Raw genomic sequence first — 26,665 nt, forward strand, 5'->3', positions numbered from 1 at the left:
GAATACCGGGTATTAAAATGAGTACCCCATAGGTGATGCGGTGCTGATAATAGCAATGCTCGGTGAATAAAAAATCGGGCTGTGTTCGCCTGTTTGCAGCCTGATAGGTAATGTTTTTATCATCTGCACCTTTACTTTAATATTCAAATTCTTCTTCCGAGGAAAAAGTAAAGGCATTTCGGTAACAGTACTATTCAGTGTAATAGAATTACTTAAGCAGCAACTTTTTTCCTGAACAGTTTCCGGAAGAAACGTTTATAGGCATCCGAATCAAACAGCACCGAATCGGTGGCCGCCTTGTACGACAGGAACAGCCCCATAGGCGTGAGTATCACAATGGCAATCCACATCCCGATGGTGGGGGAAAGGTTGCCCTCTTTGGCTGATTTTTCACCAATGGTAGCGATGATGTAGTAAATTAAAAAGAAAATTACGGCAACCACTACGGGCAGGCCTAATCCTCCCTTGCGGATAATGGCGCCCAGCGGCGCCCCGATCAGGAACAGCGCCAGGCAGGCGGCCGGCAGGGTAAACTTTTTCTGGTACTCGATGCTGTACTTGCGGATGTCTTTAGATATTTCTTTGTAGCCTTCTACCCGAGGGCTCAGCATCCCCTTAATTGACCGGGCCTCGTTCAACCCGCCGGAAACGGCGCTGATCTTTGCCTCTTTGGTTAAGCCGGTAAGTACATCCTTTTTATCGGGTATTATTTTTTTGCTTGCCGCAGTTTTAGGCGGGATAGCGAAGTATTTGTAGAAGGCGGCTAACGATGAGTAATTGTTCATTACCAAACTGTCGGACCGCAGGCGGGTAAGGTGCTGGTTAGAGTCTAACTGGCGCAGGTTCATCATCTGGATGGTGGACTTCCAGTCGCTGGCCTTGGTACGCTTCATCTTAAAACCATCAAGGCTGAAGCGCCGCTCGGTTTCCTTAAAACGGAAACGAATCAACTCCTGCCGGTAGTTAGAAGGATTGCTTTCGCTGGCCTGCTCCTCCCAGCGGATGCCATCTTTAAGTTTCAACACCAGCTGCTCATCATCGGGGGTGCTGTACATAAAGCCTTCATCGGCAAACAGCACATTGTTGATATTGCTGGCATCGTTACGCTCGTAAATCATCACCCCGTGTAAAACGCCATCCTTGTCTTTGTGCCTTACGCGGATGGAATAGTTAGGTATGCTGTTATTAAAAACGCCTTCCTTAATTAAAAATGCCGCTTTTTGCTGGCGCACGTCATACAGCAGCGAAAAATATTTATAATTGGCTACCGGCAGCATATAATCGGAAAAAATGAAGGCCGAGATGCTGAGCAGCGTTACTACAATGATCATGGGGTACATGGCCCGGCGCAGCGAGATACCGGCCGATTTGATGGCCACCAGCTCGTAATTTTCGCCCAGGCTGCCGTAGGTCATGATGGAGGAAAGCAATACCGACAGGGGCAGGGCCATGGCTACGTTGGTGGCCGAGGCATACATCATCAGTTCGAGGATGGTATACCACTCAAAGCCCTTGCCTATCATGTCGTCGATGTATTTAAACAGAAACAACATCAGCAACACAAACATCACGATGAAAAAGGTAACAATAAAGGGCCGTATAAACGACTTAAGGATCAAGAGGTGTATCTTTTTCACGCTGTAAATTTAGGGAAAATTAAGCTTCCCCTTTATGCACCCAATACGCTCACCAGGTAGTCGATCTGGTTCTTCCAGATCAGCTTACGCTCCGGTATATCGGCTTCGGCAGCAAAATCGGTAACGCAGAGGGCCACATCATTGGTCATCTCGTCCTGCACCACTTCCATTTCGAGGTAGTTTTCGGCGCTGTCGTCATTCAGCCATTTGTACCGCACCACCTTGTTATCCTTGCTCTGGATAATTTTGGCCCTGTGCTGTTCACCGTCCCAGGTAAAGGTATAAATGTAATCACGCAGTTCTACATCATCTGCAAACCATTGTGCCAGCGCATTGGGTTCAATCAGGAAATTATATAAAATACGCGGAGAAGACTTGATTTCGTATTCGAGGTTAAATTTTTTCTTTTCGGGCATACTGGTTTATGGCTGATTTAGGGTTCAGCCTGTAAATGTTGACAATTTTTATAAATAAAACTAATTTCTGCTATATTTGCAAACCTTTTCAGGCAAATACCTGATGCACGGCGGGGTAGCTCAGATGGTTAGAGCGTAGGATTCATAACCCTAAGGTCGGCAGTTCGATCCTGCTCCCCGCTACTTGAAAATGAGGCAGTTATGAGAGATCGTAGCTGCTTTCGTTTTTTCTGATCATACAGTGTTCATACACACGTGCAGCCATTGCATGAAAAGTTAATTAAGGATTGCCACCTATGCTTAAGGCACACACAAGTATACGCAACCGCCTGATTAACAGGAATTAAACGTAGTTTTTTATTCTTTTCCAACAGCCTTGTTAGTTGTGATATTAACAGCCAATCGATTGATTTTGGATAATAGGTATGAAACTGTTTGAAAATGATTTTAACAGTTACTATTGCCAGTCGTCTTTGCGAGGTACGGGTGCCATCCTCAGCTTACAGAGCGGCCATGCCTATCGGGGATGGCGCCCGTACCTCGCAATAACGCGCTTTTTTACTCGTTTTTGAACAGTTTTTCAGTGACCGCGCCTTTCGCGATTTTTATCTGTTTCATGACTTCCGAAATTGGGCCTCCTATATAAACCGCTCAGCTGTCTTCAACTTCCACATTTCCTGCAAGGTAGAGGTTGTTCATAATGATAGTATCCCTCTGACACGTTGTAGGTTAAAGCAATTTAATTAGTAGCCCGGGTTTTGAGTGAGTAAAGTGTTCAGGCCTATCTCGGCTGCCGGTAAGGGAAATAATAAACGGAAATCGGTAACGATGCGTCCATCGGCCGGAAGGTAGCTAAACTGCGATTTGATTTTGGTACCAAACGGATTAAGCGTGCTGATCGCGGTTCCGGTACGTACCAGGTCATGCCAGCGTTTGTTCTCAAAGGCCAGTTCTACACGGCGCTCATGCAGTATAGTATTACGCATGGCGGTTTGATTGGTTAATGCAGTTGCAGGTAACCCTGCACGTGTGCGCACAGCATTCAGAGCAGTCAACGGCGATTTTCCCTGCTCATTCTGCGCTTCGGCCAGCAATAACAAAGCTTCTGCATAGCGGTAAACAGGAAAATTATCACCTGAACCATTGATGGCCGCTAAGGGTGCGTGCAAATATTTCTTAATGTAAGGTATTGCAACTTTACCTGTTGGGGGAGCAGTGTAGCCCGGCGCACTCTTTACTGCCGAGAATGTGAACAGATCACTGGCGTTGTAGGTGCCTTCTGTGATACCAACAGAAGCATCCAGGCGCTTGTCGTTTGCTTCATAAGTGCCGATCAGGTCTGGCGTAGGTGTGTTAAGCCCGGCCATACCGCTATTGTTGATTGGAATACCAGTAAGCAGCGAAGTATTCGTGCTTCTTGGTAAAAAATATGTTGTCAGCACATTGGGTGTAGTGCCGGTGGCTGTTCCGTCCAGATACTGCACCTCAAACAGCGACTCTTTACTGTTTTTGTTAGACGGCGAAAATGCGGCGGCATAATCCGCATTCAGGCCGTAGCCCATGGCCGGCAATGTGTTTAATAAAGCTTCGGCATCAGCCCAGCGTTTTAAGGTTACATACACATCTGCCAGTAATACCGTAGCCGAACCTTTTGTAGCTTCACCCGTTTGCGGAAATTTTGCAGGGGACACCAGTTCATTAATGGCATCAGTGGCATCTGCAATAATTTGCTTATATACATCATCTGCAGAAGAGCGGGGTAGAAAAGCATCGTTGGGCGTGGTTACTTCATTAACAAATATAGGCACGCCACCAAACAGCCTCACCAGTTTGAAGTAGGCAAAGGCGCGCAGAAATTTTGCCTGCCCGTCATAAACGTTTATTGATGCAGCTGAAATACCCGGTGCTTGTTTTAATCTCGAAGTAACAATGTTAGCTCGTGAAATTAGCTGGTAGAGGTACTGCCATTCGGCAGCGGTGTAAGAATTGGTAGCTCCGTCCTTAAAATCAGATATATTCTCCCGGTATACGTATGCCGTTCCCCGGTTGGATAAAGCCGATTGGTAAAATGTATTATCAGAACGCATCTCGGTAAAATAGAAATCATTCACCAAAAGATCGCGGAGGGGCGCATAAGCCGCCGTAACGGCCTGCTTGAACTGTGCTTCGGTTTGATAATAGTTTACATCAGTATAAGAGGCTTTTGGTGAAAGATCAATAAAGCTTTTTTTACAAGAACTGGCAGCAAGCGCTATCAGTACAAGGCTTATATATTTGGTTTTCATGTTAAAATAGTAAGAATAGATTGTAGTTACTTAAATGATGCGGTTATGCCGAAAGAGTAAGTTCTGGGCACAGGATAAGCGTTTTCGTCCACCTTAAGGCCCAGGGTTGCATCCTGGCCGGCAAAGTTAATTTCAGGGTTCATGCCGCTATAACCGGTAATTACAAAGGCCTGTTGTACCGATGCGTACAGCCGCAGATTTTTGAGTATAAATTTATCTCTTAAGTTGAAGGTATACCCAAGCGATATATTTTTCACTGTAAAGTAAGAAGCATTTTCTAACCACTGGCTGTTTACGCTGCGGCCCAGGCCGGTGGTACCGGTTTTAGTACGCGGGTAAATGCCCGAGCCCGGATTATCAACAGAGCGCCAGCGGTCGGCAGCGGCGGCCAGTGGCACACGCGAGCCATCCAGATTGGTTTGATAGGCCCATTTGGCTGCATTGAGAATTTGCCCGCCTACCGAGAATGCCGTGCTGATGCTGAAGTCAAATTTTTTGTAAACAAAATAATTACTGAACCCACCGGTAAAAGTTGGCGTAGGGTCGCCGATAAAAGTACGGTCGTTCACATCATCTATCACACCATCGCCATTGATGTCGGCCACTTTGATGGTTCCCACATCTGATAAGCCATTGGGTGCGGTAGCGGTTGCCTGGTATTTGGCCGAACTGGCCAGGTCGGCCGCATCTTTGTACAATCCCTGAAAAACAAAGCCATAAAACTCACCTAAGTGGTGCCCGACCTGGTTCCTGAAATAATCTGAAGATACCGTATTGTTGCGGCGGATGTAGCCGGGATCAACCAGTGCTTTAATCATGTTACGGTCGAAAGAAATGTTGAAGCTGCTGTTCCAGCGAAATGCTGACCGGTTGATGTTAACTGTATTGATACCAATTTCATGTCCCCAAAATTCCAATTTACCTACATTATCTAATATGGATGTAAAACCGGACGAGGTTGGCAGCGGGCGACTCTGAATTAAACCATCGGTGTTCTTATGATAGTAGTCATAAGTAATGTTTATGCGGTTGTGAAGCAAGGTTAAATCAAACCCAATATCTAATTGACGGCTACGTTCCCAGCGCAAATTTTGATTACCTAAGTTACTGATGGTAGTACCTTGCGTGATGTTGTTATTAAAATTGTAATAATAATTGGATGTAGTGGATTGGGCTACATAATTGCCGAAGAAGTTGTTACCGGTAATGCCGTAACTGGCCCTTACTTTAAACAGATTTATAAGACTAAACTGTTCCATAAACTTCTCATCACTAACTATCCATCCGGCGGACACAGAAGGGAAGCTCCCATATTTCTGATTAGCTCCGAAGCGTGATGAACCATCATTACGAAATGACCCCTGCAATAAATATTTTCCTTTGTAACTGTAATTGATGCGGCCTATGGCCGAAAGCAGGGCGTAAGCAGTGTAGTTGCTGTTCCCGGTTACACTGGTGGCTGCTGTTAAGTAAGTAATGTCATCACTCGGAAAGCCCAGGCCCGACAGGGTATTGGTTTCCTGGGTGAACTTTTGTGCAGAATAGCCACCCAGGATTTCCAGCTTATGGTCGCTGCCAAAGGTTTTATTATAATCCAAATAAGCCTCTGCAGTATAAGAGCCGTTGTCAATTGTGCTGCTGGTGCCATTAGGATTGTTTAGGGTTGAGCTTACTACGCCAGACTGGTAATAATGCCGGGTTTCGTTGCCTTTATCAATGCCTGTATTCAGCTTTAGCTGTAACCCGCTTAAAAATTCGTAATTTAAATAGGCATTACCTAAAATGCGGGTAGTTTTATAATCATCGTTGGTAAGGTTAAACTGGGCCAGCGGGTTAATATAGGCTACCATGCCCGGTGAGTAGGTATCACGGTTGTAGGTGCCATCGGCATTAAAAGGAGCTTTGAGTGGGCTGGCTTCAAAAATGCGCTCGAACAAGCCGCCCACGCCATCGGTAGCCAGCCTGTTGTTATGATCTAAACGGTAGCTTGGCGCTATACTGTAGCCGGTTTTAATTTTGTTGCCGGCTATGGTTAAATCCTGGTTTAAGCGGCCGGTGAACAGCCGTGTACCGGTATTGATCAGTACACCCTGTTGTTCCTGGTAGCCAAACACTGCAGTTGAAGATGATTTTTCAGTTGCTGATTGCACCGTTAAATCATAATTCTGTATAGGAGCCGTGCGGGTAAGCAACTTGTACCAGTTGGTGCCTGCGCCATATTGTGAGGGATCCAAATACTCAGCAGGTGTTTGTGTAGCCGGGTTTTCATATCGGCGTATGTCCTGATACCGCTCATTCATGAAGGTGGCATACTCCTGTGCATTCATCACCCTGGGCACCCGGTTACCCGGCAGGCGTTGTAACCCGTAATTGGCATTAAACTCAATTTTAGAGTCGCCGGCCTTGGCATGTTTAGTGGTGATCAGGATTACCCCGTTCGCGGCTCTTGAGCCATATAATGCGGTGGCTGAAGCATCTTTGAGCACACTGTAACTTTCTATTTCGGCGGGGTTAATGTTATTGATACTGCCCGTGATAGGTAAACCATCCACTACAAACAGGGGTTGATTATCAGAATAAAAGGACGCGGAACCCCGTATGCGGAAATCAACGCCGCGGCCTGGCTGTCCGCTGCTTTGCACCACTGACACGCCGGCAATTTTGCCCTGCAGCTGTTGCGAAAACTGCTGTACCGGCATATCCTGTAATGGCGCTGCATCCAGCGTTGCTACCGAACCGGTAATTTCCCTTCGGCGCTGCCGGCCATAACTTACCGTTACCTCCTGCAATTGGTTACCTTCGCCTGCACCCAACTGTAAATCAACCACATTTTCGGCGCCTGCTGTTACTTTTACATTCTTAACTTCTTTGCGGCTATACCCTATAAAAGTAGCGGCTACGGTATAAGTGCCAGGCGGAACCCGGAGCGCATATTTTCCGGAAACATCGGCCATAGCGCCTGTAGGGGTACCAACAATACTAATGGTGGCGCCCGGCAGCGGCCCGGTGTTGTCAGAAACCAGTCCGCGTATGGTTCCGGTGGTCTGCTGTGCATAGCCAAACCTTTGCACCCCCAGTAGCAGGAAACAAAGAACAATGCAACGGTAATAAATTTTCAGGTAGATTTTTCCCATAGTGAATACGGTATTAAATTAAAGTGTATGAGGTTGATGATAAAGGCTGGTTAGTATATTAAACTGAGCGGTTGCTTGCAGGCAGCTATTTAATCGTCATCGTCTTTTTTCTTCTTTTCCAGCAGTACAAAGGCGCTGCGCCGGGGGGCTGGCATAATTGCTTTTTCTCCCTTTACCGCTTTCCAGATGACTTCGTTCAGTGCCAGGTCGGGCGCTGCATCTTCTTTGGCCAGGTTGAAGGTTTCAGAGCGTTTGCTGCTTTCGTTCACTGCCACATTGCGCTGGTTAAGGTTGATACGCGCCGGCTTGCATTGGTAAGGTGAAAAATCGGGCTTGCTGGTAAAGCACTCGTACAAAGGCACAGCAGCGGCATCATACTGGCTCATGGGCGGCAAGCCTAAGATCAGCTCCATGGTGCGCAGCATGCCCGAGGTGGAGTACATGCTGTGTATCACGGCATTGCGCTTTACATAAGGCCCGGCCACAAAGGCGGGCGAGCGGTGGGCGTCTATGTGGTCGGGGCCATTCTGCGCATCATCCTCCAGCACAAATACGGCGCAGCTTTTCCATACCGGGCTTTTTGACAGGTGTTCCAAGATGCGGCCAACTGCCAGATCATTATCAGCCACGGCAGCTTTGGGCGAGTACTTGCCTTTGCGCTGCCCGCTGGTATGATCGTTAGAAATACGCAGGGTGTTAAACTGCGGCACCGCATTAACCGCCGCCAATGAATCGAAATCATGTATCCAGGCATCGGCCCGCACCTGGTCTGGTATATCCATATTAAAGCCCGGCGAGCGCGGGCTCATGTGCCCTTCCAGCGCCTTAATGTTGGCATGGCTGTATTCGCCAAACTCACCATAGCTGCGGTAACTGATGCCTGCACGTTTACAGTAGTCCCATATAAATCCGTCGCGCGGGTAGGTAGCAGGGCGGCCGCCTTCATAATTGGTGGTGCCGCCGCGCTTGCCGTAACTGGTAGGCCAGGTTTTCTCTACCACATCAGTGGCATAGGCTGCCATGCTCCAGTTATGGCCGTCGGCGCTCACTTCGGCATCTACATAAAAGTTATCCAGTAATACAAACTCATTGGCAATGGCATGGTGGTTAGGCGTTACTTCGTTACCAAACAGGCACAATGAGGTATCACCATTGCCGCGCGGTAAATCGCCCAGCACCTGGTCATAAGTGCGGTTCTCCTTAATAATGTAAAACACATGTTTAATGGGCGATGCCTGGCCGGCCTTGCGCGGTATGGGGTTACCGCTTTTGCCCGGGGCAAGTGCGGCCTTATGGGCGGTAAAAGGCGTGTTGGCATAAACCTGCCGGGTATACGTTTTCAGCCGTTCGGCATCGGGCACATCAATAAAAGAAAGGCTGCCTTTAAACAAGCCGGCAATGTACTGGAGCTGGCTGCTGGCTGTGCTGCCGGTTTGGTAACCGCTGTTATCGGCCTTTGCATAAGGCTGCGGCCCTTTTGAGTTGGGTAATGATGACATGCCCTTGCCATTGCTTACCAGTATCTTTTTACCCAGTACTTTCACATTGGTTGGGTACCAGCCTACCGGTACAAAGCCGAGACTTTTGCTGTTTCCGGGTACAGAAACATCAAAAACGGCCAGGCAATTGTTATCGGCATTGGCAATGTAGAGTGTTTTTTCATTGCGCGATAAGGCCAGCCCGTTGGTGGTGGAACCCGCAAGGCTGGTGGGATATAAGGTAGTTAACAGGGTTTCAGTTACCCTGTTGCTTTTGGTATCAATTACAGAAACGGTATTATCATTGGCATTAGCTACAAACAGGCGGGTACCTTTTTGATTTAATAATAACTCGTTGGGATGACCGCCTGTTTTTATGGTGGCTGTGATGTTTTGCGTGGACGTATTATAAATAATTACTTCATGTGTTCCCCATAGCGAAACATACAGTCTTTTATCATCAGGCGATAAGGTACAGGCATACGCAATATCAGGCAGCTTGGTTTTATGAATGATGCTGCGGGTGGCAGCATCAATGGTATAAATGCTGCTGTCTTCCTTGGTTACGGTATAGATGAGGCTGGCAGTATGGTTAAGCGCTATACCGGCCGGGCTTATCTTGTTTTTAGGCCAGGGTTTACCTAAGGTAATGGTATCGGGTTTGGCAAGGCGGTTGTTGCTAAGGTTGTAGATGAGCAGGCAGTTTTGGTTGCCGCCCGATGCATAAAGATATTTTTCATCAGGGCTAAAAGCCAGCCCGTACCAGGCCTGACTGATTTCAATTTCAGAAAGCAGCGTTTCCTTTTTAGGGTCGATAAGCTGCAGGGTTTGTGTGCTCTGCCCGTTGTTGGTAACGGCCAGCCATTTGCCCGAAGGACTAAGCTGCATGTTCAGCGGCAAATCGCCAAGCGGCAGCGAGCGGCCAGCCGGGCTGATCTTCCATCCGTTGGGCAGCAATACCTGTGCAGTTTGCTTGCTCTTTCCCGGCAGCTGAGCGAGGGCTATACCTGAGGTTAGGCCCGTAAAAATCAAGCACAATATAATTGCCCGGAAATGCATGGCGCTTAAGCCGCCTGTAATATATGTTTTGTATATACTGCCCTTGTTTTGCATAGGGGCAAAAATGTGCTTCCTGTATATCCATTCTGTTAATGTAAAATTAAGATATAGTTAATAACAGTTTCTTTACAATAGTTTAATTTGTTGAATATCAATGCATTGATATTGTAGACGATAAATTTTGAAAATATTAAGGAAACAATGAATTTATGATAGGCTAATAACCGAACTCTATTTTTGCATCAGCTTTGAGGCATCTCTGTGCCGGGTAATAACCTGGTGCAGGTCTGTTTAACTTGTACATATTAATCATCATCCCTTCACATGAAAGTTCTTTCAACCCTGTTTTTTGCCAGTACTATGGCATTTACCGGAGCCATGCAAACATGGGCTGCCGGTACAGTTGCAGTTGCCGATACAGTAGTTAGCGGCCCGCCTGCCACCGTAAAGCCCGGCGACTTCAGCATAGCTGTTATTCCGGATACCCAATATTACCTAGCACAGGCACAGCTGGGCGGCAGCTTTGATATGTTCAAGGCGCAGGTAAACTGGATACAACAGAACCAGGCGAAGGAAAACATTGCCTATGTAGCGCACATGGGCGATATTACCGAGCATGGCGATAATCCGGTTACAGCCCGTTCAGAATGGTATCTGGCAAAAAAGGCATTATACCGACTGGAAACACCGTTAAGCATACCCTACGGCCTGGCTGTGGGCAACCATGACCAGTTTCCCTCGCAATACCCGGTAAAGGGTACCACCAGCTTTTACAATCAGTACTTTGGTGTAAAGCATTTTGAAGGCCGCCCTTACTATGGTGGCCATTACGGTAACAACAACGATAGCCATTACGACCTTTTTACCGCCGGCGGCGTTAACTTTATAGTGCTCTTTCTGGAATATGATGCGCACAATGAGGATCAGGCAGGTATGTACAGTTGGGCCAATGAGATATTAAAGAAAAATGTTTCGCGCAAAGCCATCGTGATAAGCCACTCCATCCTTCATTTTAACCCGGTGAAGGGCACCAATACACCACAGGCCCCGTTCAATGCCGAAGGAAAAGCAATCTACGAGGCTTTGAAAGATAACGCTAACTTGTTTATGATGCTGTGCGGGCACGTGGGCGACAACGGCGAAGGTTACCGCACCGATATGTACAACGGGCACACGATCAAAACCTTTCTTAACGATTACCAGAGCCGGCCTGATGGCGGGCATGGCCTGATGCGGCTCTATAAGTTTTCGGTAAAGAAGAATGAACTGAGCGTAAAAACCTTCTCGCCTTACTTTAAGGAAGAAGAAACCGATGCCGACAGCAAGTTTACCGTGTCCCTTTTTTAACTGATCACGGGAACATGAAATTATTAAACCCTTATTAGCCGGTGCAACATTAGCAGCCGGTTAATAAGGGTTTTTTATAATTTACCAATGCCATTTATTTTTATTAAGCATTGTATAAGGGTTATGTTTGTTAGTTAAAAAAGCATAACAATTTGATGTTATTGCACAGTTTTTAAAAACGCCTTCATATCACTATTGATTGATGTACCCGCTGTTTGCAACTTAGCTATATATAACTTCCTTATATCAGCCCAGTTATAATAGTATCCATATAACGGTTTTAAACCATTGATCTGCGAGGGTTTTTCATTCAGCAGCACTTTCACCAGTAGGTTACCGGTGCTGTTCTTATATAAGATCCATTGAATATTAGCGCTGAGCGGTATTATATTTTTAGCTTGCCAAGCCGTATCAAATTGCAGGATATTGCTGGTAGCCCGGCTGGCAGCAGTAAGGCCAAGCAAGGTAGCAAAGGGCGAAATAGTTTCAGCATGTGCAAAGCGCAATTGTGCGTTCACCGTGCCATCGCGCAGAAAAGCATCGGTGGTTTTAATAAAATCGGCCAGTAGCGGCGCCGCAATTTTTACCTGTATACCCATAGCATTGGTACCAGGCCCTTTCTTTAAAAAATCTTCGGCAGCATCTGTTTTGGCCAGTACTTTCAATTCGTCGCAGGTAAAAAAGGATTCAAAATTCAGATCAGACGGTTTAAAACCGGCCTTTTCAATTTCAGCCTGCAGCGAATATACAATGGTAGCAAAACCGAATATATCGTTTGCAAAGCCTTCCTGACTTTCTGAACTGAGCCGGATTAAAAAATCAGGTTTAAAGAAACGGGTGGTAATGGTACGGTTAACTGCTTTTAAGTTTAACTGTGTTTTCAGTGCAGTCATACCGCTTATCCAACTGCCGTTCTTTTCAAACTGCAGATAAGCAGGCGATAAATCATAAAAGCGCAGGGCAGTATCGTTGATGCCTTCCTGCTCAATATTGGCATCGGGCAATCGCGGTAAACCGCTCAGAAAGGCTTCGGCGCTTTGCTTGGTTCGCACCTCTTTGGTAATACTTACCCGGAGGCGGGGATGTGCAGCAAACACGTTTTGGTTATTAGTATACATACGCCCGGCAATGCCTTTTAATTCTTCCTTGCCTTCAACCGAAATGCTTTTGGTATTGCCTTTTTCAACTTGTTGCAAAGCAGTTAACATGCCCTTCAGCCTTTGCCCGTCTGTAGTAAGGGCCTGGGCGCTATCGGCCTTGCTGACCAGTTTGTAAACGCTGGCCGATTCGGGCGCTTTGGTTAGATGCCTCGCACCGTGCCGGCCCACGTAATTGATAAATACCGGCTGGTAGCCTGCCGGTACCGCATCAGGGTGTTTAGCTGGTGCCTTGTACAACGTCTTGGTACCTGAAAAGTCGGTTTTGCAGCGTTGCGCTATGGCTGTTAGCTGTGCGCTGAAAAATAACAAGCTTAAAAAAACGATACGTTTGTTCATGTGAATTATGTAAGATGTAAAATGCAGGATAGCTTGCCTATCCTGCAAATCAATTAACTATTGGAACGGAAGCCTATAATTAGTGCTGGTTGCCGGTGCCATCGGTTTGATAAGCGCCTAAATCCTTGCCCGGCAAATCAACCGAGGCAGCTAAAGCGCCCGTAGCGGTAACCAGCGACAGGGGTTTGAAATCGGTTTTTCCCTTGCCAACCGCCGGAGATGAAGGCTGCAGGCGGAAGTTGGAATTGCCCACCACGTTCAGGTACGCAGGCTCGGCTGCGGCAGTTAAAGGGCCGGGGTTCGCGCTGTAATTGAATTGATTTAAATCGTAACCGTAAAACGTTGGATTGTTTTGCTGCGGTGTGGTGCTGCGGATATCGTTTGGCTGGAAGGCCGCCTTTCCGTCGCCAGCTAAAAACTGGGTTACAATGGCTTGCGAATTTGCGTAATACAGTTGGTTGTTATAGGCTAGGTTCTGTAAATCGGCATCGCTTACCAAACGGATGCCGAACCGGCAATTTAAAATCAGGTTGTTATACACCAAGCCACGTGCGGCTTTTTCGTAATTGATGGAGCCGCCCCGGCCTGCTTTGGTTTGCCGGAAACCGCAGTTAATGATGGTATTGTTATACATATTTACGTTACACTGTACGCCTGAGCTACCCGAGTCGGAAGCCTTAATGGCGTTGGTGGCTGCACCAATCATCATATTAAAGGCAATATCGCCCACAGTGCCGCTCTTCATGTTAAAAAATTCGCCGCCGGCCTGGCCGCAAAGCTCGAAGGTATTGCGCATTATACTGATTTTGCCGCCTACTACCCGTATGGCGTCATCCTTACTGCCAAATATCCAGGAATCTTCTACCACCAGGTTCTTTTTAATATTGCCGAAATAGATGAGGTAACGCGGATCGCCCTGGGCATAAATGGCCGCATCATTGTTGGGACCGGAAGGGCCGCCTGCAAACTCTAAATGCGTCCACTTGATGATAACATCGCCGCCGGTGCCGCCTGCTGCCGGAGAGCATACCAGGCCGCCCCAGTACCCATTAAAAATATTAGTGTAGCTGCCGGTTGCCGCCTGGTTATGCAGATCGGTATAGTTGCCCACGGTAATATAATTAGGGGCATCCCTGGTACCTAAACTGATAAAGGTGCCATGCACAATAATTTCGGGACTGGTTTGATAGGTTTTGCCATCGCCAATAGCAATCAGGCGTACGCCGCTCTGCATCTGCAGGGTATCACCATCATTAATGGTAATGTCTGAGCTGAAATAATAAGTCTTTCCGCTCAATAAGGTGCCCTTTACAGCGCCCTTTAGCGTATCTGAAGTGATAGGGCGGCTCACCTGTATCAGCCCTTTGGAGATATTTAATTCTTCAGCCTTATGGCAGCCGTTAAGCAGCAATAAACCGCTCAGCGAAATCAGTAACAGTTGTAATATTTTCATGGGGGTAACGGATTATAGTCGGTAACGTAAGCCTAATAGATAGTAGCGGTTGTAGGTATCTCGGCGGATAAAGGCGTTATTGCCCTGCGCATACTGCGCCGGTATAGCCAAGCCTGCCGGATAGGGGCGGTGCAGCTCCAGCTCATAAGGGGTGTTGAGCAGGTTAGTAGCTTTAAAATAGCCGTAGATGTGCCTGGTAAGGCGCTTCTCGGTTGAAAAATCAAGCGTGGTAAAGCCCTTTTGCCATACGTCATTCTCTAAATAACCCGATACCAGGTTGATACGTGAGCCGGTATATACCAACGACAGTTGAGCATCCAGCCCGATCTTGCTTTCCTTGTACAGTAAGGAGAAGTTACCAATGTTTTTAGACTGCCCCTGCAGCGGGCGGCTTTGCTGTTCTAAACGGTTGGTAACCACACCTGCATCATTACGATAGTTATACAGTTTGGTGGTGGTAATTTTAGAGTTGGTATAGGTATAATTTGCCCGTACCCCAAAATTGTGCACATACTTTACAAATTCCAGCTCGAAACCGTAATTATGGGCCAGGCCGAAGTTTTGCGGCTGCAACACCAGGTTGGTGCTGGTGCCGCCGGCGCTGCTGGTTTGGCGCACCAGGGCGTTTTCAACCGGGTTGTCAATGCTTTTGTAGAACACGCCTACCAATAATTCGTCCAGGCCTTTGGGGAACAGCTCATAGCGCAAGTCCAGGTTTTCGGCGGTGGTACGTTTCAAGTAAGGATTGCCTACTTCTTTGTAGTCAGCATCAGGGTCGCCGGAGGTATGCGGCACAATCTCATAGAAGTTAGGGCGGCTAATGGCAGAGTAATAGGATAAGCGCAGGTTTTGCTTATCATTCAGCATATACTTAAAGCTCAGGCTGGGCAAAAAATCGTAATACTGGTTGGAGCCGGTTTTGCCATCCACCGTTTCGGCGGTATTGGTTTGGTAAGCCTGTTTGGTATGCTCGTAACGTACGCCGCCTATAGTTTGCAATTTGCCCACAGTAAATTTAAACTGACCGTATCCGGCAGCTATCTTTTCCTGAAAGTTATAGTTCAGCGCATCATTGGCGCGGCCCTGTGGGGTGAACACGTAAAAACTGTTATTATCAATATTCCCATCAAAAGTTTGCGCGGTATTGCCGGCCAGGCGCAGGTCGTACTGGTCGTAATCGCTGTGGCGGTCTTTATCGCGGTACATGCCGCCCAGGCTCAATTCCAGCTTGGTATCAAGCACCTCCGGTATATAAACAAAATTCAGGTAACCGGTTTTATCCTGATCGGTATTGTGCGTAAAAATTCGGGTTTGCGCGGATAGCGCATCAAACGTGACGGGGCTTTGTACAACCGAGCCGTTAGGCTGTATGATAAGCCCGGTGTTCAGGTTCAGGCTGGCGCGGTCAGGCTCGTTATAAATCGCTTTAGAATATACGCCCGTCCAGTTAATTCTGAAGTTATCAGTTAACTGGTGCTCGCCCTGCAGGTTGGTGTTGTAAATGGTTTGCACCGTGCGGTCGCTGCGGTAGGTTTCATTAACGCGGCCATTGCCTACGGCGGTACGGCCGGTAAAGCTGGTGTCCGCCACCGAGCGGTATTCGTTCTGGGTAAGATTAATCAGCGAAGCGTTCAGGTTGATCTTATTCCACGAGTTAAAGCGGTAATCCAGCTTGCCGATAAAGGCCGAGCGCTGCTGCTGTATGCTGTAATCGCGCAGCTGAAAGTTTTGGGCATCCGGCTCATTGGTGATCAGGTTCACCTGGGTATTGAAGAATACCCCATCGGTATGGCGGTAAGTGTTCTGGTAACTGCCGGCCAGCATACCGCCCAGCTTTTTGTTGCGGCTGCGGCCGCCAATGCTAAAACCTAATATGGTAGCCAGCGGCACGCTCTTTTGCGAGTAATGGAACGGGTTGTTCGGAAAATCAGCAGTACCCGCCAGGTAATCTGCACCATTTTTAATACGGGGCGATTTGCTCAGACTGCCGCTGTGATCGAACTTAGTAAAACTGTTGCTGAAAAAGTTTTCGGCATAGCCGGTACCCGCGTTCAGGCGCAGGGTAAAATCCTCGGGCGCTTCTTTTAGCGCCAGGTTAATGGCGCCGCCAATGGCATCGCCTTCCATGTTGGGCGTTAAGGATTTGTATACCTCTAGGCGGTCTACAATATCAGCCGGGAAGATATCCAGCGGAATGTAGCGGTTGGTATTGCTGGGGCTGGGTATTTTGATACCGTCAATAAGTGTGTACTGGTAGCGTTGCGGCATACCTCGGATAATGGCGTACTGCGCCTCGCCGTTGTTGCTGCGCTCTACCGATACGCCCGAAATGCGCTGGGTAACGTTGGCAATGGTAATATCGGGCGATACCTCGATGCTGCGGGCCGATACGGCATTGAGCACCTGGTCTGCCCGTTGCACCAGGCGGCGGGTAGCCTGGTCGGTACCGCCGTTGCGTCCGCCCGATACGGTGATTTCGTTCAGGCCGGTTTGCTTGCTTTGCAGGGCAAGGTTAACCGTAGTAATGGCATTGCTGGTTACGGTGATGTGCTTCGTCTCATCTTTGTAACTCACATATTTGGCCTCAATTTCGTAACGGCCTTCAGCAATGTTGCGGAAGGTGAAAGTGCCATCCAGGCCCACCCCTGCAGACGTTTTGGCGCCGGTTTGCTCGTTTTTAAGGGTAACGGTAGCGCCGGGTAGCGGCTCACTGGTTTTCTGGTCGGTAACCAGGCCTTTTACTACACCGCCGGCAAAGGCGAGGGTATGCAGGTATAAAAAAGTAAAAATCAACAGGGGTAAAAGTCGTTTCATTCAACGGAAAATTTTCTGCAAAGAAACTTTACCCATTTAATGATAAGATGATGCTGAGGTTATGTAATTGTTAATGAATTACTGTTATCATTAACCCAAGGTCATTTGAGTTTGGGGTAATAAATTGGTTATTGGAAGAAAAGTCAAGGTTTATAGCTTTCTGATAATCAAATCTATATGGCCCCGAATTTATTTCCTCCTTATCCCGGCCCGAGTTATTTATAAAAATAAATTATGAAATAAACCAGGCCGCTCTTTTGAGGCAGCCTGGTTTGTTGTTCTATATATTGATTTAATGTACCCTGAACAGCAAGCTACCCTTTAACCTGCCCGCGCCACCGGGCATAGGGAAAATGTTTCAGGAAACAGGCAGGCCCGTAGCACCCGGCGCTTACCGGCCCCGCCAGAAATTACCTCCAAAGTTCAGGCGCACCTTCAGGCTGTTACTAAAATTATGGGCGAAATTATATCGCCCGGTTATTCAAATAAATATGGCTAAGCAGTTACCGGCTGTTTCTGAATCAGCTTGTAAGCGTCTTTGGCATTGAGGCGGCCAAGCGGTTCGAAAACCTTGCCGGCCTGCTCATTATAGTTCTGGAAAAAATTCTCAATCTGGCTCATAATTTCTTCCGGCAAATCATCAACGGAGCTGATATTGGAGTATTGCTGCGATACTTCAGGGATGCCTAAAAAGCGGTCGTTACGCACGGTTTGCCCATCGTGCTCGGTTTGGTTGGCCTTAATGGCACCAATTATACGGCAATCCATACTGCACCCCGGAAAACTGATGATTTCTGATATCACAATAATATCCAGCGGGTCGCCATCTTCACCTTTAGTGCCGGTGATCAAGCCAAAATCAAACGGAAACACCAGCCCGGCAGGCATTACTTTGGTTAGTTTAAACCAGTGATGCTCCGGTTCGTAGTTATACTTATGGCCGCTGCCTTTGGGGCACTCAATTATGGCGGTAACGCTATCCATAGCTATGTTTTTAAAAAGTTAAGCATATAACTGACGGAATGGTAAATACAGTGTGATAAAACAGTGCCTGCGTAAAAAACGCCGGCACCGTTTCATCATATTTACGGGATTAGGTCATCCCGGTTGTAGTTTTGGTTGGTGGTATCCTCACCGGTACGGGTGCTGTTAGCATCTGGTAACTGATGGCCGGGCGTAGGGGAGCCAGGTTGAGGCTGGTAGCGCCGACCGTAAAATTTGTTTTGGTCGAAATGATCGTGCTCATAAAAATCAGCACCTTGTATTACGGCTGGCTGGGGCACAATAAAGGCATTGCGTATAGCCAACTCACGATCCTGTGTAAACGGTTTGCCTTTCTCGTATGTCGGCAATGAGGTAAGGTGTATAGCCGTAACTTCGGGCAATAATACCTCGTCATTATGCTCATGCAATTCGGCCACGCCTATGGGTACGGCAATTTTACGTGCTGCCAGGTTAAAGTTGTTCTGCTTTAAATCAACCACCAGATAACGCACCCGGCGCGATGCCGGATTGAACAATAATTCATCAACGGCGCCAATCTTTTTGTGGTTTACATCATAAACATCCCAGCCCTTAATGTTAGGCTGGCCATCAGCAATCTCATAATCACTGCCGCCCAGTTCTACCAGGCGGTTGGTATCAGTTATATTTTCGTTTGAAGACATAGCTTAGTATTTTAAAATATTAATCACGGTGAATTTTTACGGAGCCGGTGTATTATCGCTTTTCAGGGCCACAATCTGTACGCTACGGTTTTCCTGGCGGCCTGCTGCGGTGCTGTTAGGGGCAAGCGGATGGGCTTCGCCTACCGAATGTACCGAAATATGGCCTTCGGCAATACCTCCGTTTTTAAGCAGCCAGTTCTTTACAGCTTCAGCACGATCGGCACCCAGCTTTTGGTTTTGTCCTGCGGTTCCTGTAGAATCGGTACGGCCGAAAACGCCAATGTCTGAATTTTCATAACGTTGCTTTAAGGAGGCAGCTACCTGCTTTAAATCAGCTTCGGCACTGCGCTGTATGGTGTTTTGGTTTACCGGGAACAGGATATTTTCGCCTAAGCTATACACCGCGTATTTATCATTGCCGCTTACCCGGATACCGGTATCTGGCACTTCCTTGTATTTTACAGCCGGCCCGTTCAAATCTACTGCGCTCCATTTGGATGCAGCAGAAGTAGCAGAAACCGAAGTGCTGTCAGTAGCGGAAGTGTTCATGCTGCTCAACTGGTTGCGGCCTTTTAAGAAGTAGTAGGCAATGCCTAAAATAATAAGAAGCAGGAGCAGCCAAAGCCACCAGGGGGTTTTCTTTTTAGGTTGAACAAATAACTCTGCCATAGCAAATAGTAACCGGTTTTAAAGTAATTGATTGTAAATTTTACTCTTAAAGAAGAAGCTAACACTCAAATAAGTTTTAAAATAATTGCAATTATGGGTAATAGTGCATCTATGTTGTTAGCTTCAATAAAAGGGCTAAACACAACACCCTGTTTTCTTGTTACCTGTACAATCAATTTAAATAAATGTACTATGGAAACCCCTGAACAAAAAGACACTGCTAACCCGATTGTGCCGTTGCTTATAGGTGCTGCGGCAGGCGCTGCCATTGCCTACTTTTTTGCCAGTGAAAACAGCGAGAGCGGCAGCAAGCTATCGGAAACGCTGAATAAGGGCTGGGAAGCATTAAAAGAGAAAGCCCCCTTTATTGAAGAAGAATTTAATTCTTTAAAAGACCGGATTTTAGATACCGTAAAATCAAACCTGAAGGCAGAAACTGACCATCCGGTTGATGAAATTACGGAGGCATAGGAAACGCATCTTTTTTTAACGGTTGTTCAGGGTAAATTGCTGGCAGGCGGCCGGGCCCGTTCAGTTACGCGTTTCTGAAAGGTACCTGGCCTTATCAAACGCCTGTTCGCTTTCGGCAACTACAATCGTAGCTATACCATTGCCGATTACGTTGGTTAAGGCACGTGCAAGCGACATAAAGCGGTCTACCCCTAACAAGATGGCAACGCTTTCTACCGGAATTACTTTGATAGCCGATAGGGTAGACGTAAGCACAATAAAACCGCTGCCGGTTACCCCGGCCGCCCCTTTTGAGGTTACCATCAGGATGCCGATGATGGTTAACTGCTGTGCCCAGGATAAGGGAATATGAAATACCTGCGCCAGAAAGATAACCGACATGGACAAATAAATAGTGGTGCCATCCAGGTTAAAGGAGTAGCCGGTGGGTATTACCAGCCCAACTACCGAACGGGCACAACCCAGTTTCTCCATCTTTTCCATCATGCTGGGCAATACCGGTTCGGAGGAAGAGGTGCCCAGCACGATCAGTATTTCCTCTTTGATATATTTCAAATAGGCCCAAAGGCTGAATTTTGCCATCCGGCAGATCACATTCAGCACCACGAATATAAACAGCAGCATTGCCAGATAAACCGCACCCAAGAGTTTCAGCATAGGCAGCAGGGTACTGAGGCCATAAGTACCCACCGTGTAAGCCATACCGCCAAACGCCCCGACGGGGGCTGCCTTCATCACCACATTCATGATGTTAAAGAACACTTTAGACAATTTATTAAACGTGCCGATCAGCGATTGCCCCGCTTCGCCCATCTTGCTGATGCCATAGCCAAACAGGATGGCAAAGAACAGGATTTGCAGGATATCGCCTTTGGCAAAAGCTTCCATGATGTTGGCAGGTACGATATGCGTAAAAAATTCGCCCCAGTGCATTCCGGCAGCCGCCTTTTCGTACTTAGCCAGCTTGGAGACATCCACGTGTTTAATGAGGAGGCCGTTGCCGGGCTTCAGCAGGTTGGCCAGCCCCACGCCTAAAATTAATGAAAAGGTAGTTACTACTTCAAAGTACAAAATTGCCTTGCCGCCAACACGGCCTACCTTTTTCATATCATTCATGCCGGCAATGCCCAGCACAATGGTAAAAAAGATAATAGGCGCAATCAGCATGGTAATGAGCCGGATGAAGGTATCGCTGATCTGCTTAGCCGTTGAGGCGAAGGAAGGAAACAGCCTCCCCACCGCTACCCCAAGTATGATAGCTACGATTACCTGAAAGGTAAGATTGGAGAGGATGCGTTTCATAGAGGTATGGTTTCAAGAAATGATGTACTTGTATGAATAAAACCAAGCTGTCATTTCGATCGCAGGGAGAAATCTTCTTCGAGCAGCCAATATGCAGCAGAAGATTTCTCCCTGCGGTCGAAATGACTGTTTATGCAAAACTCAACTATTTACCCACGCCTGTAAACGTCATTTTCACCGGCAGGATGTGCCCTTCCTTGTCAAAGTGCATTTCATCAATGCAGGTTACTCTGTGGTTGCCGTCTGTTTCACCCAATGGGCGGCGATGGTATACAATATACCACTTGTTGCTTTTAGCATCATGAATTACAGAGTGATGCCCTGCCCCGGTGGCAATCTTGGGGTCCGACTCCAAGATGGTGCCTTCGCGCTTAAATGGCCCGAAAGGCGAATCCCCAACAGCGTAGGCTACATGATAATCGGGGCCTGTCCAGCCGCCTTCGCTCCACATAAAATAATACTTGCCGTCTTTTTTAAACAGGCAAGGCCCCTCCACGTAATTTTGGGGTGTAATTTCTTTATACAAGGTACCATCGGGCAATGGCTCAATCCCGGTAAAATCACTTTTCAGTTTTACCACATTGCAATGCCCCCAGCCGCCATAGTACATATAGTAGCTGCCATCAGAATTTTTAAATACAAACTGATCAATGGGCTGTGCGCCGTTTACAATTTCATTGATGAGCGGCTTGCCCAACAAATCTTTATAAGGGCCTTCGGGCTTGTTGGCCACGGCTACACCTATGCCGCCTATCTCGTTGGGATGCACATCATTTGCGCCGAAAAATAAATAATATTTGCCCTGCTTTTCTAAAACGGCCGGAGCCCACATGGCCCGTCTGGCCCACTTCACGGCAGCCGTGTCTAATATGCGCGGGTGCTTAACCCAGGTGCATAAGTCTTTGGAAGAGAAGGCGTCAAAAAATACCTGATCATTGTATCTGGCCGAATAGGTAGGGAATATCCAGTACTGGTTTTTATAAATTACCCCTTCAGGGTCGGCATACCAACCTTGGATGACGGGGTTCTGTGCCAGTGCAGATAAGGCACTTCCAACGAATAAAGCAACAGCAATAAATAGTTTTTTTAGCGGCATACTGGTTAATATATGCCGCTAAAATTAAGACTATTTTTCAGCTACCCATTGCCTACAACAATTATGTTGCAGTAATGATGCTTATTAAAGCTTTACTATTGTTCTTCGTAATGATAAGTTAACCCGCCATCCACAAAATAGCTGGAGCCGGTTACATATTTAGCATCATCAGAAGCCAGGAAGGCTACTACGGCCGCCACATCTTCCGGCTGGCCAAGCTTTTCCATAGGGATGTTCTTCAACACGTTGTTCAACAGGTTCGGGGTTTCCATCAGTTTTTTGTTGATGGGGGTGGCAATAGCGCCCGGGCAAACATTGTTGATACGGATATTGAGCGGCGCCAGTTCCGTAGCCAGATTGCGCATCAGCATTTTTACAGCTCCCTTGCTGGCGCAATATGCCGCAAAGTGAGGGAAGATAATTTCCTCGTGTACCGAACTCATGTTAACAACAACGCCTGAACGGCCGGCATCCTTTACATAATTGACGAAGGTTTGCGTACCGAAAAACAAGCCTTTTACGTTGGTGTTCATTACAAAATCATAATCCTCCTGGGTTACTTCCCAAAAGTTTTTATTATTCTCCACCCCGGCGTTGTTCACCAGAATATCCAGCTGACCAAAAGCGGCAATGGCATCCTTTACCAGTTGAATTACATTGTTGGTGTCGCTTATATCGGCCTGCACAAATTTGGCTTCGCGGCCCATATCGGTAATCTGTTTGGTAATGGCCTCTACCCGCTCATCATTGTGCCTGCCGTTCAGTACAATATTTGCACCTTCGCTGGCCAAACGGACGGCACAGGCGGCGCCAATACCCTGGCTGCTACCGGTAATTAACGCTACTTTATTATCAAAACGCCCCATGTTTTTAATGTTTAATGTTATCATTACTATAACACACAGGTAGCCGGAGGTTTGCCTCAATCTGAAGTTTTTATGCTTTCGGGCGAATGATGGTCATGATAGCTTACCCGTGCCGCCTCTATCGGGTGCTTGCGGTGCAGTTTTAGCCACCTGAATACGCCCACCATAAGTGCAGTACCGGTGAACGGGGCTATCAGATAAACCCAGAAACCGGTAAACACGCCGCTGATGACTGCCGGGCCAAAACTACGGGCCAGGTTTGTACTACAGCCGGAGTATACGGTTTCGGCCCACACCATAATGCTTACCAATACAGGAATGGCAAAGGGAGTGTAATTGCGTAAGCGTTTGCTGCCTGCAAAACTGAATATTAACAGAATCAGGCAGGCGGTGGCCAGGCTTTCGCCCAAAACTGCGGCCCACAGGCCTGCCGGCCCCGGAATGGTGCTGCCATAACGTACGCTTTGCCCTAAATGTCCCCACATTAACAGCGGCAGGCTGCCGGTTAAAGCACCCAGTAACTGACTGCCGATATAAGCCAGCATGGCATGTGTTTTCATTTTACCGTTAAGCCAGAAGGCAAAGCTTACCGACGGGTTAATGTGCGCCCCGCTGATTTTACCTACCGGCGAGAGGCTGACCAGGCACCCGATGCTGCCGAACAAAAAGCCGTTGAGCAACCGGCGTGCAGCCAGGCCGGGTATCCATTGCGGTACAGGCGAGCCATCGCCCCAGAGGATAATTACCATACTTAAGCCACCGGCCAGCAGCAGGGCAGTACCTACAAACTCAGCCACACCTAAGCGAAGTAAGGATTGTGAAGGTGTGCGCACTGATTAACGGTTTACAATAAATTAGCAATCAGCCCCGTCCAGCCGGTTTGGTGGCTGGCGCCTAAGCCTTTACCATTGTCGCCATGAAAATACTCGTGAAACAGCACATAATCTTTAAAGTGCTCATCGTGGTTCAGCTTGGGGTGCCCGCCGAATACCGGCCGCTCACCACCGGCATTGCGCAGAAAGATGTTTTTCAGCCGCCCGGCAATGGCGTCGCCTATCTCATGCAGCGAACTGTATTCTCCCGATCCGGTAGGATACTCTACCCTGAAATCATCGCTGTAATATTCATGGAAGCGGTAAAGCGCATCTACCAGCAGAAAATTGACCGGCATCCATATCGGGCCTCGCCAGTTGCTGTTGCCGCCGAACATACCGGTTTCACTTTCGGCGGGCGTGTATTTTACCTCATAGGCTTCTCCCTGAATAGCATACTCAAACGGGTGCTCCCCGTAAACTTTAGATACCGAGCGTATGCCATAATCTGATAAAAATTCATTGGGGTCCAGCATACGCCGCAGCAGCATTTTCATGCGGTGGCCGCGCAGCAGGGAAAACAGGTGATCTTCATCGCCCTGCGTATCCTTCCAGCGGCTTACCAGCGCCACCAGGTCGGGCCGCTGCTTCATAAACCAGTCTAACCGGGCGTTAAGTTGCGGCAGATTTTTCCAGCGGGCCTCGCTCCAGATGATGGAGGCGAACATCGGCGTTAGCCCTACAATGGTACGCAGTCGCAGGCGGTCAAAGTTGCCGTCGGGCTTACGCAGCAAATCATAATAAAACTCATCCTGATCATCCCACAGGCCGTTGGTATCATCGCCCATACTGGCAATAGAGCCGGCAATGTACAAGAAATGCTCCCCAAATTTAATGGCCATACTTTCATACACGTTGTTGTGGGTAGCCAGCTCCATAGCAATGCGCATCATGTTGAGCGCATACATGGCCATCCAGCTGGTGCCATCGGCCTGCTCCAGCAAACCACCGCCGGGTACGGGTGCACTGCGGTTGAATACGCCAATATTATCCAGTCCTAAAAAACCGCCCTCAAAAATATTGTTACCCTCGCTGTCCTTCCGGTTTACCCACCAGGTAAAGTTCATCAGCAGCTTCTGAAAAATTTCTTCCAGAAACCGGATGTCGCCCTGCCCGGTTTGCTTGCGTTCGGCTTCGTACACCATCCAGGCGGCCAGCCCGTGTACCGGCGGGTTGGCATCGCCAAAATCCCACTCGTAGGCGGGTAACTGCCCGTTAGGGTGCATAAAATCGGCATTTACCAACAGCTGCAACTGCTGCTTGGCAAAACCCACATCAATAGAGGCAAATGTAATGCAGTGAAAGGCCAGGTCCCAGGCGGCAAACCAGGGGTATTCCCAGGTATCGGGCATGGAAAGTATGTTCTGCGCCAGAAAATGCTTCCAGTGCGAATTGCGCCCATGCTGCCGGCTGCCGGGAGGCTCAGGCTCGCCGGGGTCGCCATCCAGCCAGCGTTTTACTTTGTAGGCATAAAACTGCTTGCTCCATAACATCCCTGCCCAAGCCTGCCGCTGCACCAGCTTTTCATCCGCCGTGGCGCCGGTGGTGGCTTTGCCTTCATAAAAGGCATCAGCCTCGGCTATGCGGTTGGTAAACAGTTGCTCCGCCTGCCCGAAAGGCTGCTCAAGCACGGCATTGGTAAGCCGCAGGTAAACTACTGTACTTTCTTTAGGTTTTATAGTTAATGTATACCAGGCGGCCACTTTAGTACCTTCCTGTTTAGGGTTAATAGCCTCCTTGTCCTGATTGACCACATAGTTATTGATGCCATCTTTGGTGTAAGGGGTAATATTTGCGCTATTATACAAACGTTGGTCGTTAGTTTCATTTTCGGTAAACAGCCATTGGGGCTGCCCGTCAGCATACAGGTAGTACTCACCTAAATCTTGGCATTTCACCATTACCTGATTATCGCCCTGCTGATACAGTTGCGGGCGGGCGCTGCCATCGGTCCAGTCCCAGGTATTGCGCAGCCAGACCTGGGGCAGCAGGTGCAATTCACTTTCCTGATTGCTGCGGTTATAAATGGTGTAACGTATGGTAATGTCTTCGGGGGCGCTTTTAGCAAATTCAATAAATACATCAAAGTATTCGTCTTTATCGAACATGCCGGTGTCGATCAGTTCAAACTCCGGGTCGAGCCGGGTACGGCGCGCATTCTCTTTAATCAGCTGCTCATAAGGAAATGCAGACTGCGGATACTTGTACAGCATTTTGCCATAACTATGCGATGGGGTATTATCCAAATAATAATACAGTTCCTTTACATCCTCGCCGTGGTTACCTTCACTATTGGTAAGCCCGAACATGCGCTCTTTCAGAATGTGGTCTTTGCCGTTCCATAGTGCCAGGCTCAGGCAAAGGTGCTGGCAATCATCGCTCAGGCCGCCTATGCCTTCTTCGCCCCAGCGATAGGCCTTGCTGCGGGCCATATCATGGGTAATGTAATTCCAGGCATCACCGTTGGCGCTGTAATCCTCGCGTACGGTTCCCCACTGGCGTTCGGCAAGGTAAGGGCCCCACTTAAGCCAGTGCAGTTCTTTAGTATCTTGCTGGTTAATGCGTAATTGTTCGGCGTTCATAAATGTAAGGGTGTTAAAACA

Annotated in this window: 18 protein-coding genes and 1 tRNA gene; 3 read left to right on the forward strand and 16 right to left on the reverse strand. The window is 47.9% G+C overall.

Translation table 11 applies throughout. The features are described from left to right. Positions 1-212 precede the first annotated feature (212 nt). Both ACY652_RS11950 and ACY652_RS11955 read right to left on the reverse strand, forming a co-directional pair. A complete protein-coding gene (locus ACY652_RS11950) occupies positions 213-1,637 on the reverse strand; it encodes an LptF/LptG family permease (protein ID WP_462264605.1) in 1,425 nt (474 codons plus the stop codon). 32 nt (positions 1,638-1,669) lie between these two features. Then, the gene (locus ACY652_RS11955) at positions 1,670-2,053 is read right to left on the reverse strand and encodes an START-like domain-containing protein (protein ID WP_462264606.1); all 384 of its coding nucleotides are present in this window, start codon (positions 2,051-2,053) and stop codon (positions 1,670-1,672) included. A 109-nt stretch (positions 2,054-2,162) separates the two neighbouring features. Between ACY652_RS11955 and ACY652_RS11960 the strand changes: the two genes are divergently transcribed. Further along, positions 2,163-2,236 (forward strand) — tRNA-Met (locus ACY652_RS11960). Positions 2,237-2,796: 560 nt separating this feature from the next. Here the strand turns inward: ACY652_RS11960 and ACY652_RS11965 are convergent. The 3 genes from ACY652_RS11965 to ACY652_RS11975 all read right to left on the reverse strand — a co-directional run bounded on the left by ACY652_RS11965 (position 2,797) and on the right by ACY652_RS11975 (position 10,063). After that, the gene (locus ACY652_RS11965; protein WP_462264607.1) at positions 2,797-4,338 is read right to left on the reverse strand and encodes a RagB/SusD family nutrient uptake outer membrane protein; all 1,542 of its coding nucleotides are present in this window, start codon (positions 4,336-4,338) and stop codon (positions 2,797-2,799) included. A 26-nt stretch (positions 4,339-4,364) separates the two neighbouring features. After that, positions 4,365-7,472, reverse strand: coding sequence for a SusC/RagA family TonB-linked outer membrane protein (locus ACY652_RS11970; RefSeq protein WP_462264608.1), 3,108 nt, complete (start codon positions 7,470-7,472; stop codon positions 4,365-4,367). Between the two features lie 89 nt (positions 7,473-7,561). Then, a complete protein-coding gene (locus tag ACY652_RS11975) occupies positions 7,562-10,063 on the reverse strand; it encodes a YVTN family beta-propeller repeat protein (RefSeq protein WP_462264609.1) in 2,502 nt (833 codons plus the stop codon). Between the two features lie 270 nt (positions 10,064-10,333). Between ACY652_RS11975 and ACY652_RS11980 the strand changes: the two genes are divergently transcribed. Continuing rightward, positions 10,334-11,356, forward strand: coding sequence for a metallophosphoesterase (locus ACY652_RS11980; protein WP_462264610.1), 1,023 nt, complete (start codon positions 10,334-10,336; stop codon positions 11,354-11,356). Between the two features lie 158 nt (positions 11,357-11,514). Here the strand turns inward: ACY652_RS11980 and ACY652_RS11985 are convergent, their stop codons facing one another. The 6 genes from ACY652_RS11985 to ACY652_RS12010 form a co-directional block, all read right to left on the reverse strand. Then, the gene (locus tag ACY652_RS11985; RefSeq protein WP_462264611.1) at positions 11,515-12,852 is read right to left on the reverse strand and encodes a histidine-type phosphatase; all 1,338 of its coding nucleotides are present in this window, start codon (positions 12,850-12,852) and stop codon (positions 11,515-11,517) included. Positions 12,853-12,931: 79 nt separating this feature from the next. Further along, positions 12,932-14,305: a hypothetical protein gene (locus ACY652_RS11990; protein WP_462264612.1), complete on the reverse strand. Its 1,374-nt coding sequence runs from the start codon at positions 14,303-14,305 to the stop codon at positions 12,932-12,934. A gap of 12 nt (positions 14,306-14,317) precedes the next feature. Beyond that, complete coding sequence (locus ACY652_RS11995) at positions 14,318-17,119, reverse strand: TonB-dependent receptor (RefSeq protein WP_462264613.1); 2,802 nt, start codon at positions 17,117-17,119, stop codon at positions 14,318-14,320. 495 nt (positions 17,120-17,614) lie between these two features. Continuing rightward, positions 17,615-18,103: an inorganic diphosphatase gene (locus ACY652_RS12000; RefSeq protein WP_462264614.1), complete on the reverse strand. Its 489-nt coding sequence runs from the start codon at positions 18,101-18,103 to the stop codon at positions 17,615-17,617. Positions 18,104-18,204: 101 nt separating this feature from the next. Next, on the reverse strand, positions 18,205-18,786 hold the full coding sequence (locus ACY652_RS12005) for a PRC-barrel domain-containing protein (protein ID WP_462264615.1): 582 nt from the start codon (positions 18,784-18,786) through the stop codon (positions 18,205-18,207). A gap of 36 nt (positions 18,787-18,822) precedes the next feature. Further along, entirely contained in the window at positions 18,823-19,455 is a 633-nt protein-coding gene (locus tag ACY652_RS12010; RefSeq protein ID WP_462264616.1) for an OmpA family protein, read from the reverse strand. 192 nt (positions 19,456-19,647) lie between these two features. Between ACY652_RS12010 and ACY652_RS12015 the strand changes: the two genes are divergently transcribed. After that, positions 19,648-19,926, forward strand: a complete 279-nt coding sequence (locus ACY652_RS12015) for a hypothetical protein (RefSeq protein WP_462264617.1) — start codon at positions 19,648-19,650, stop codon at positions 19,924-19,926. A gap of 60 nt (positions 19,927-19,986) precedes the next feature. Here the strand turns inward: ACY652_RS12015 and dctA are convergent, their stop codons facing one another. From dctA to ACY652_RS12040, 5 genes are all read right to left on the reverse strand, one after another. Continuing rightward, entirely contained in the window at positions 19,987-21,228 is a 1,242-nt protein-coding gene (gene dctA, locus ACY652_RS12020; RefSeq protein WP_462264618.1) for a C4-dicarboxylate transporter DctA, read from the reverse strand. A 145-nt stretch (positions 21,229-21,373) separates the two neighbouring features. Next, positions 21,374-22,324: a glycoside hydrolase family 43 protein gene (locus tag ACY652_RS12025; RefSeq protein WP_462264619.1), complete on the reverse strand. Its 951-nt coding sequence runs from the start codon at positions 22,322-22,324 to the stop codon at positions 21,374-21,376. Positions 22,325-22,419: 95 nt separating this feature from the next. Further along, complete coding sequence (locus tag ACY652_RS12030) at positions 22,420-23,214, reverse strand: SDR family NAD(P)-dependent oxidoreductase (RefSeq protein WP_462264620.1); 795 nt, start codon at positions 23,212-23,214, stop codon at positions 22,420-22,422. A 32-nt stretch (positions 23,215-23,246) separates the two neighbouring features. Then, positions 23,247-24,023 carry an MIP/aquaporin family protein gene (locus tag ACY652_RS12035; RefSeq protein ID WP_462264621.1) on the reverse strand — a complete coding sequence of 259 codons (777 nt, stop codon included), beginning with the start codon at positions 24,021-24,023 and terminating at the stop codon, positions 23,247-23,249. An 11-nt stretch (positions 24,024-24,034) separates the two neighbouring features. Further along, complete coding sequence (locus tag ACY652_RS12040; RefSeq protein WP_462264622.1) at positions 24,035-26,644, reverse strand: MGH1-like glycoside hydrolase domain-containing protein; 2,610 nt, start codon at positions 26,642-26,644, stop codon at positions 24,035-24,037. Positions 26,645-26,665 lie beyond the last annotated feature (21 nt).

Source organism: Mucilaginibacter sp. (assembly GCF_965200995.1).
Classification (GTDB): Bacteria; Bacteroidota; Bacteroidia; order Sphingobacteriales; family Sphingobacteriaceae; genus Mucilaginibacter.

Excerpts from the sequence above, each read along its gene's own strand:
- ACY652_RS11955 (WP_462264606.1), bottom strand. The coding sequence starts at position 2,053 with ATGCCCGAAAAGAAAAAATTTAACCTCGAATACGAAATCAAGTCTTCT.
- ACY652_RS11965 (WP_462264607.1), bottom strand. The coding sequence starts at position 4,338 with ATGAAAACCAAATATATAAGCCTTGTACTGATAGCGCTTGCTGCCAGT.
- ACY652_RS11970 (WP_462264608.1), bottom strand. The coding sequence starts at position 7,472 with ATGGGAAAAATCTACCTGAAAATTTATTACCGTTGCATTGTTCTTTGT.
- ACY652_RS11975 (WP_462264609.1), bottom strand. The coding sequence starts at position 10,063 with ATGCAAAACAAGGGCAGTATATACAAAACATATATTACAGGCGGCTTA.
- ACY652_RS11980 (WP_462264610.1), top strand. The coding sequence starts at position 10,334 with ATGAAAGTTCTTTCAACCCTGTTTTTTGCCAGTACTATGGCATTTACC.
- ACY652_RS11985 (WP_462264611.1), bottom strand. The coding sequence starts at position 12,852 with ATGAACAAACGTATCGTTTTTTTAAGCTTGTTATTTTTCAGCGCACAG.
- ACY652_RS11990 (WP_462264612.1), bottom strand. The coding sequence starts at position 14,305 with ATGAAAATATTACAACTGTTACTGATTTCGCTGAGCGGTTTATTGCTG.
- ACY652_RS11995 (WP_462264613.1), bottom strand. The coding sequence starts at position 17,119 with ATGAAACGACTTTTACCCCTGTTGATTTTTACTTTTTTATACCTGCAT.
- ACY652_RS12000 (WP_462264614.1), bottom strand. The coding sequence starts at position 18,103 with ATGGATAGCGTTACCGCCATAATTGAGTGCCCCAAAGGCAGCGGCCAT.
- ACY652_RS12005 (WP_462264615.1), bottom strand. The coding sequence starts at position 18,786 with ATGTCTTCAAACGAAAATATAACTGATACCAACCGCCTGGTAGAACTG.
- ACY652_RS12010 (WP_462264616.1), bottom strand. The coding sequence starts at position 19,455 with ATGGCAGAGTTATTTGTTCAACCTAAAAAGAAAACCCCCTGGTGGCTT.
- ACY652_RS12015 (WP_462264617.1), top strand. The coding sequence starts at position 19,648 with ATGGAAACCCCTGAACAAAAAGACACTGCTAACCCGATTGTGCCGTTG.
- dctA (WP_462264618.1), bottom strand. The coding sequence starts at position 21,228 with ATGAAACGCATCCTCTCCAATCTTACCTTTCAGGTAATCGTAGCTATC.
- ACY652_RS12025 (WP_462264619.1), bottom strand. The coding sequence starts at position 22,324 with ATGCCGCTAAAAAAACTATTTATTGCTGTTGCTTTATTCGTTGGAAGT.
- ACY652_RS12030 (WP_462264620.1), bottom strand. The coding sequence starts at position 23,214 with ATGATAACATTAAACATTAAAAACATGGGGCGTTTTGATAATAAAGTA.
- ACY652_RS12040 (WP_462264622.1), bottom strand. The coding sequence starts at position 26,644 with ATGAACGCCGAACAATTACGCATTAACCAGCAAGATACTAAAGAACTG.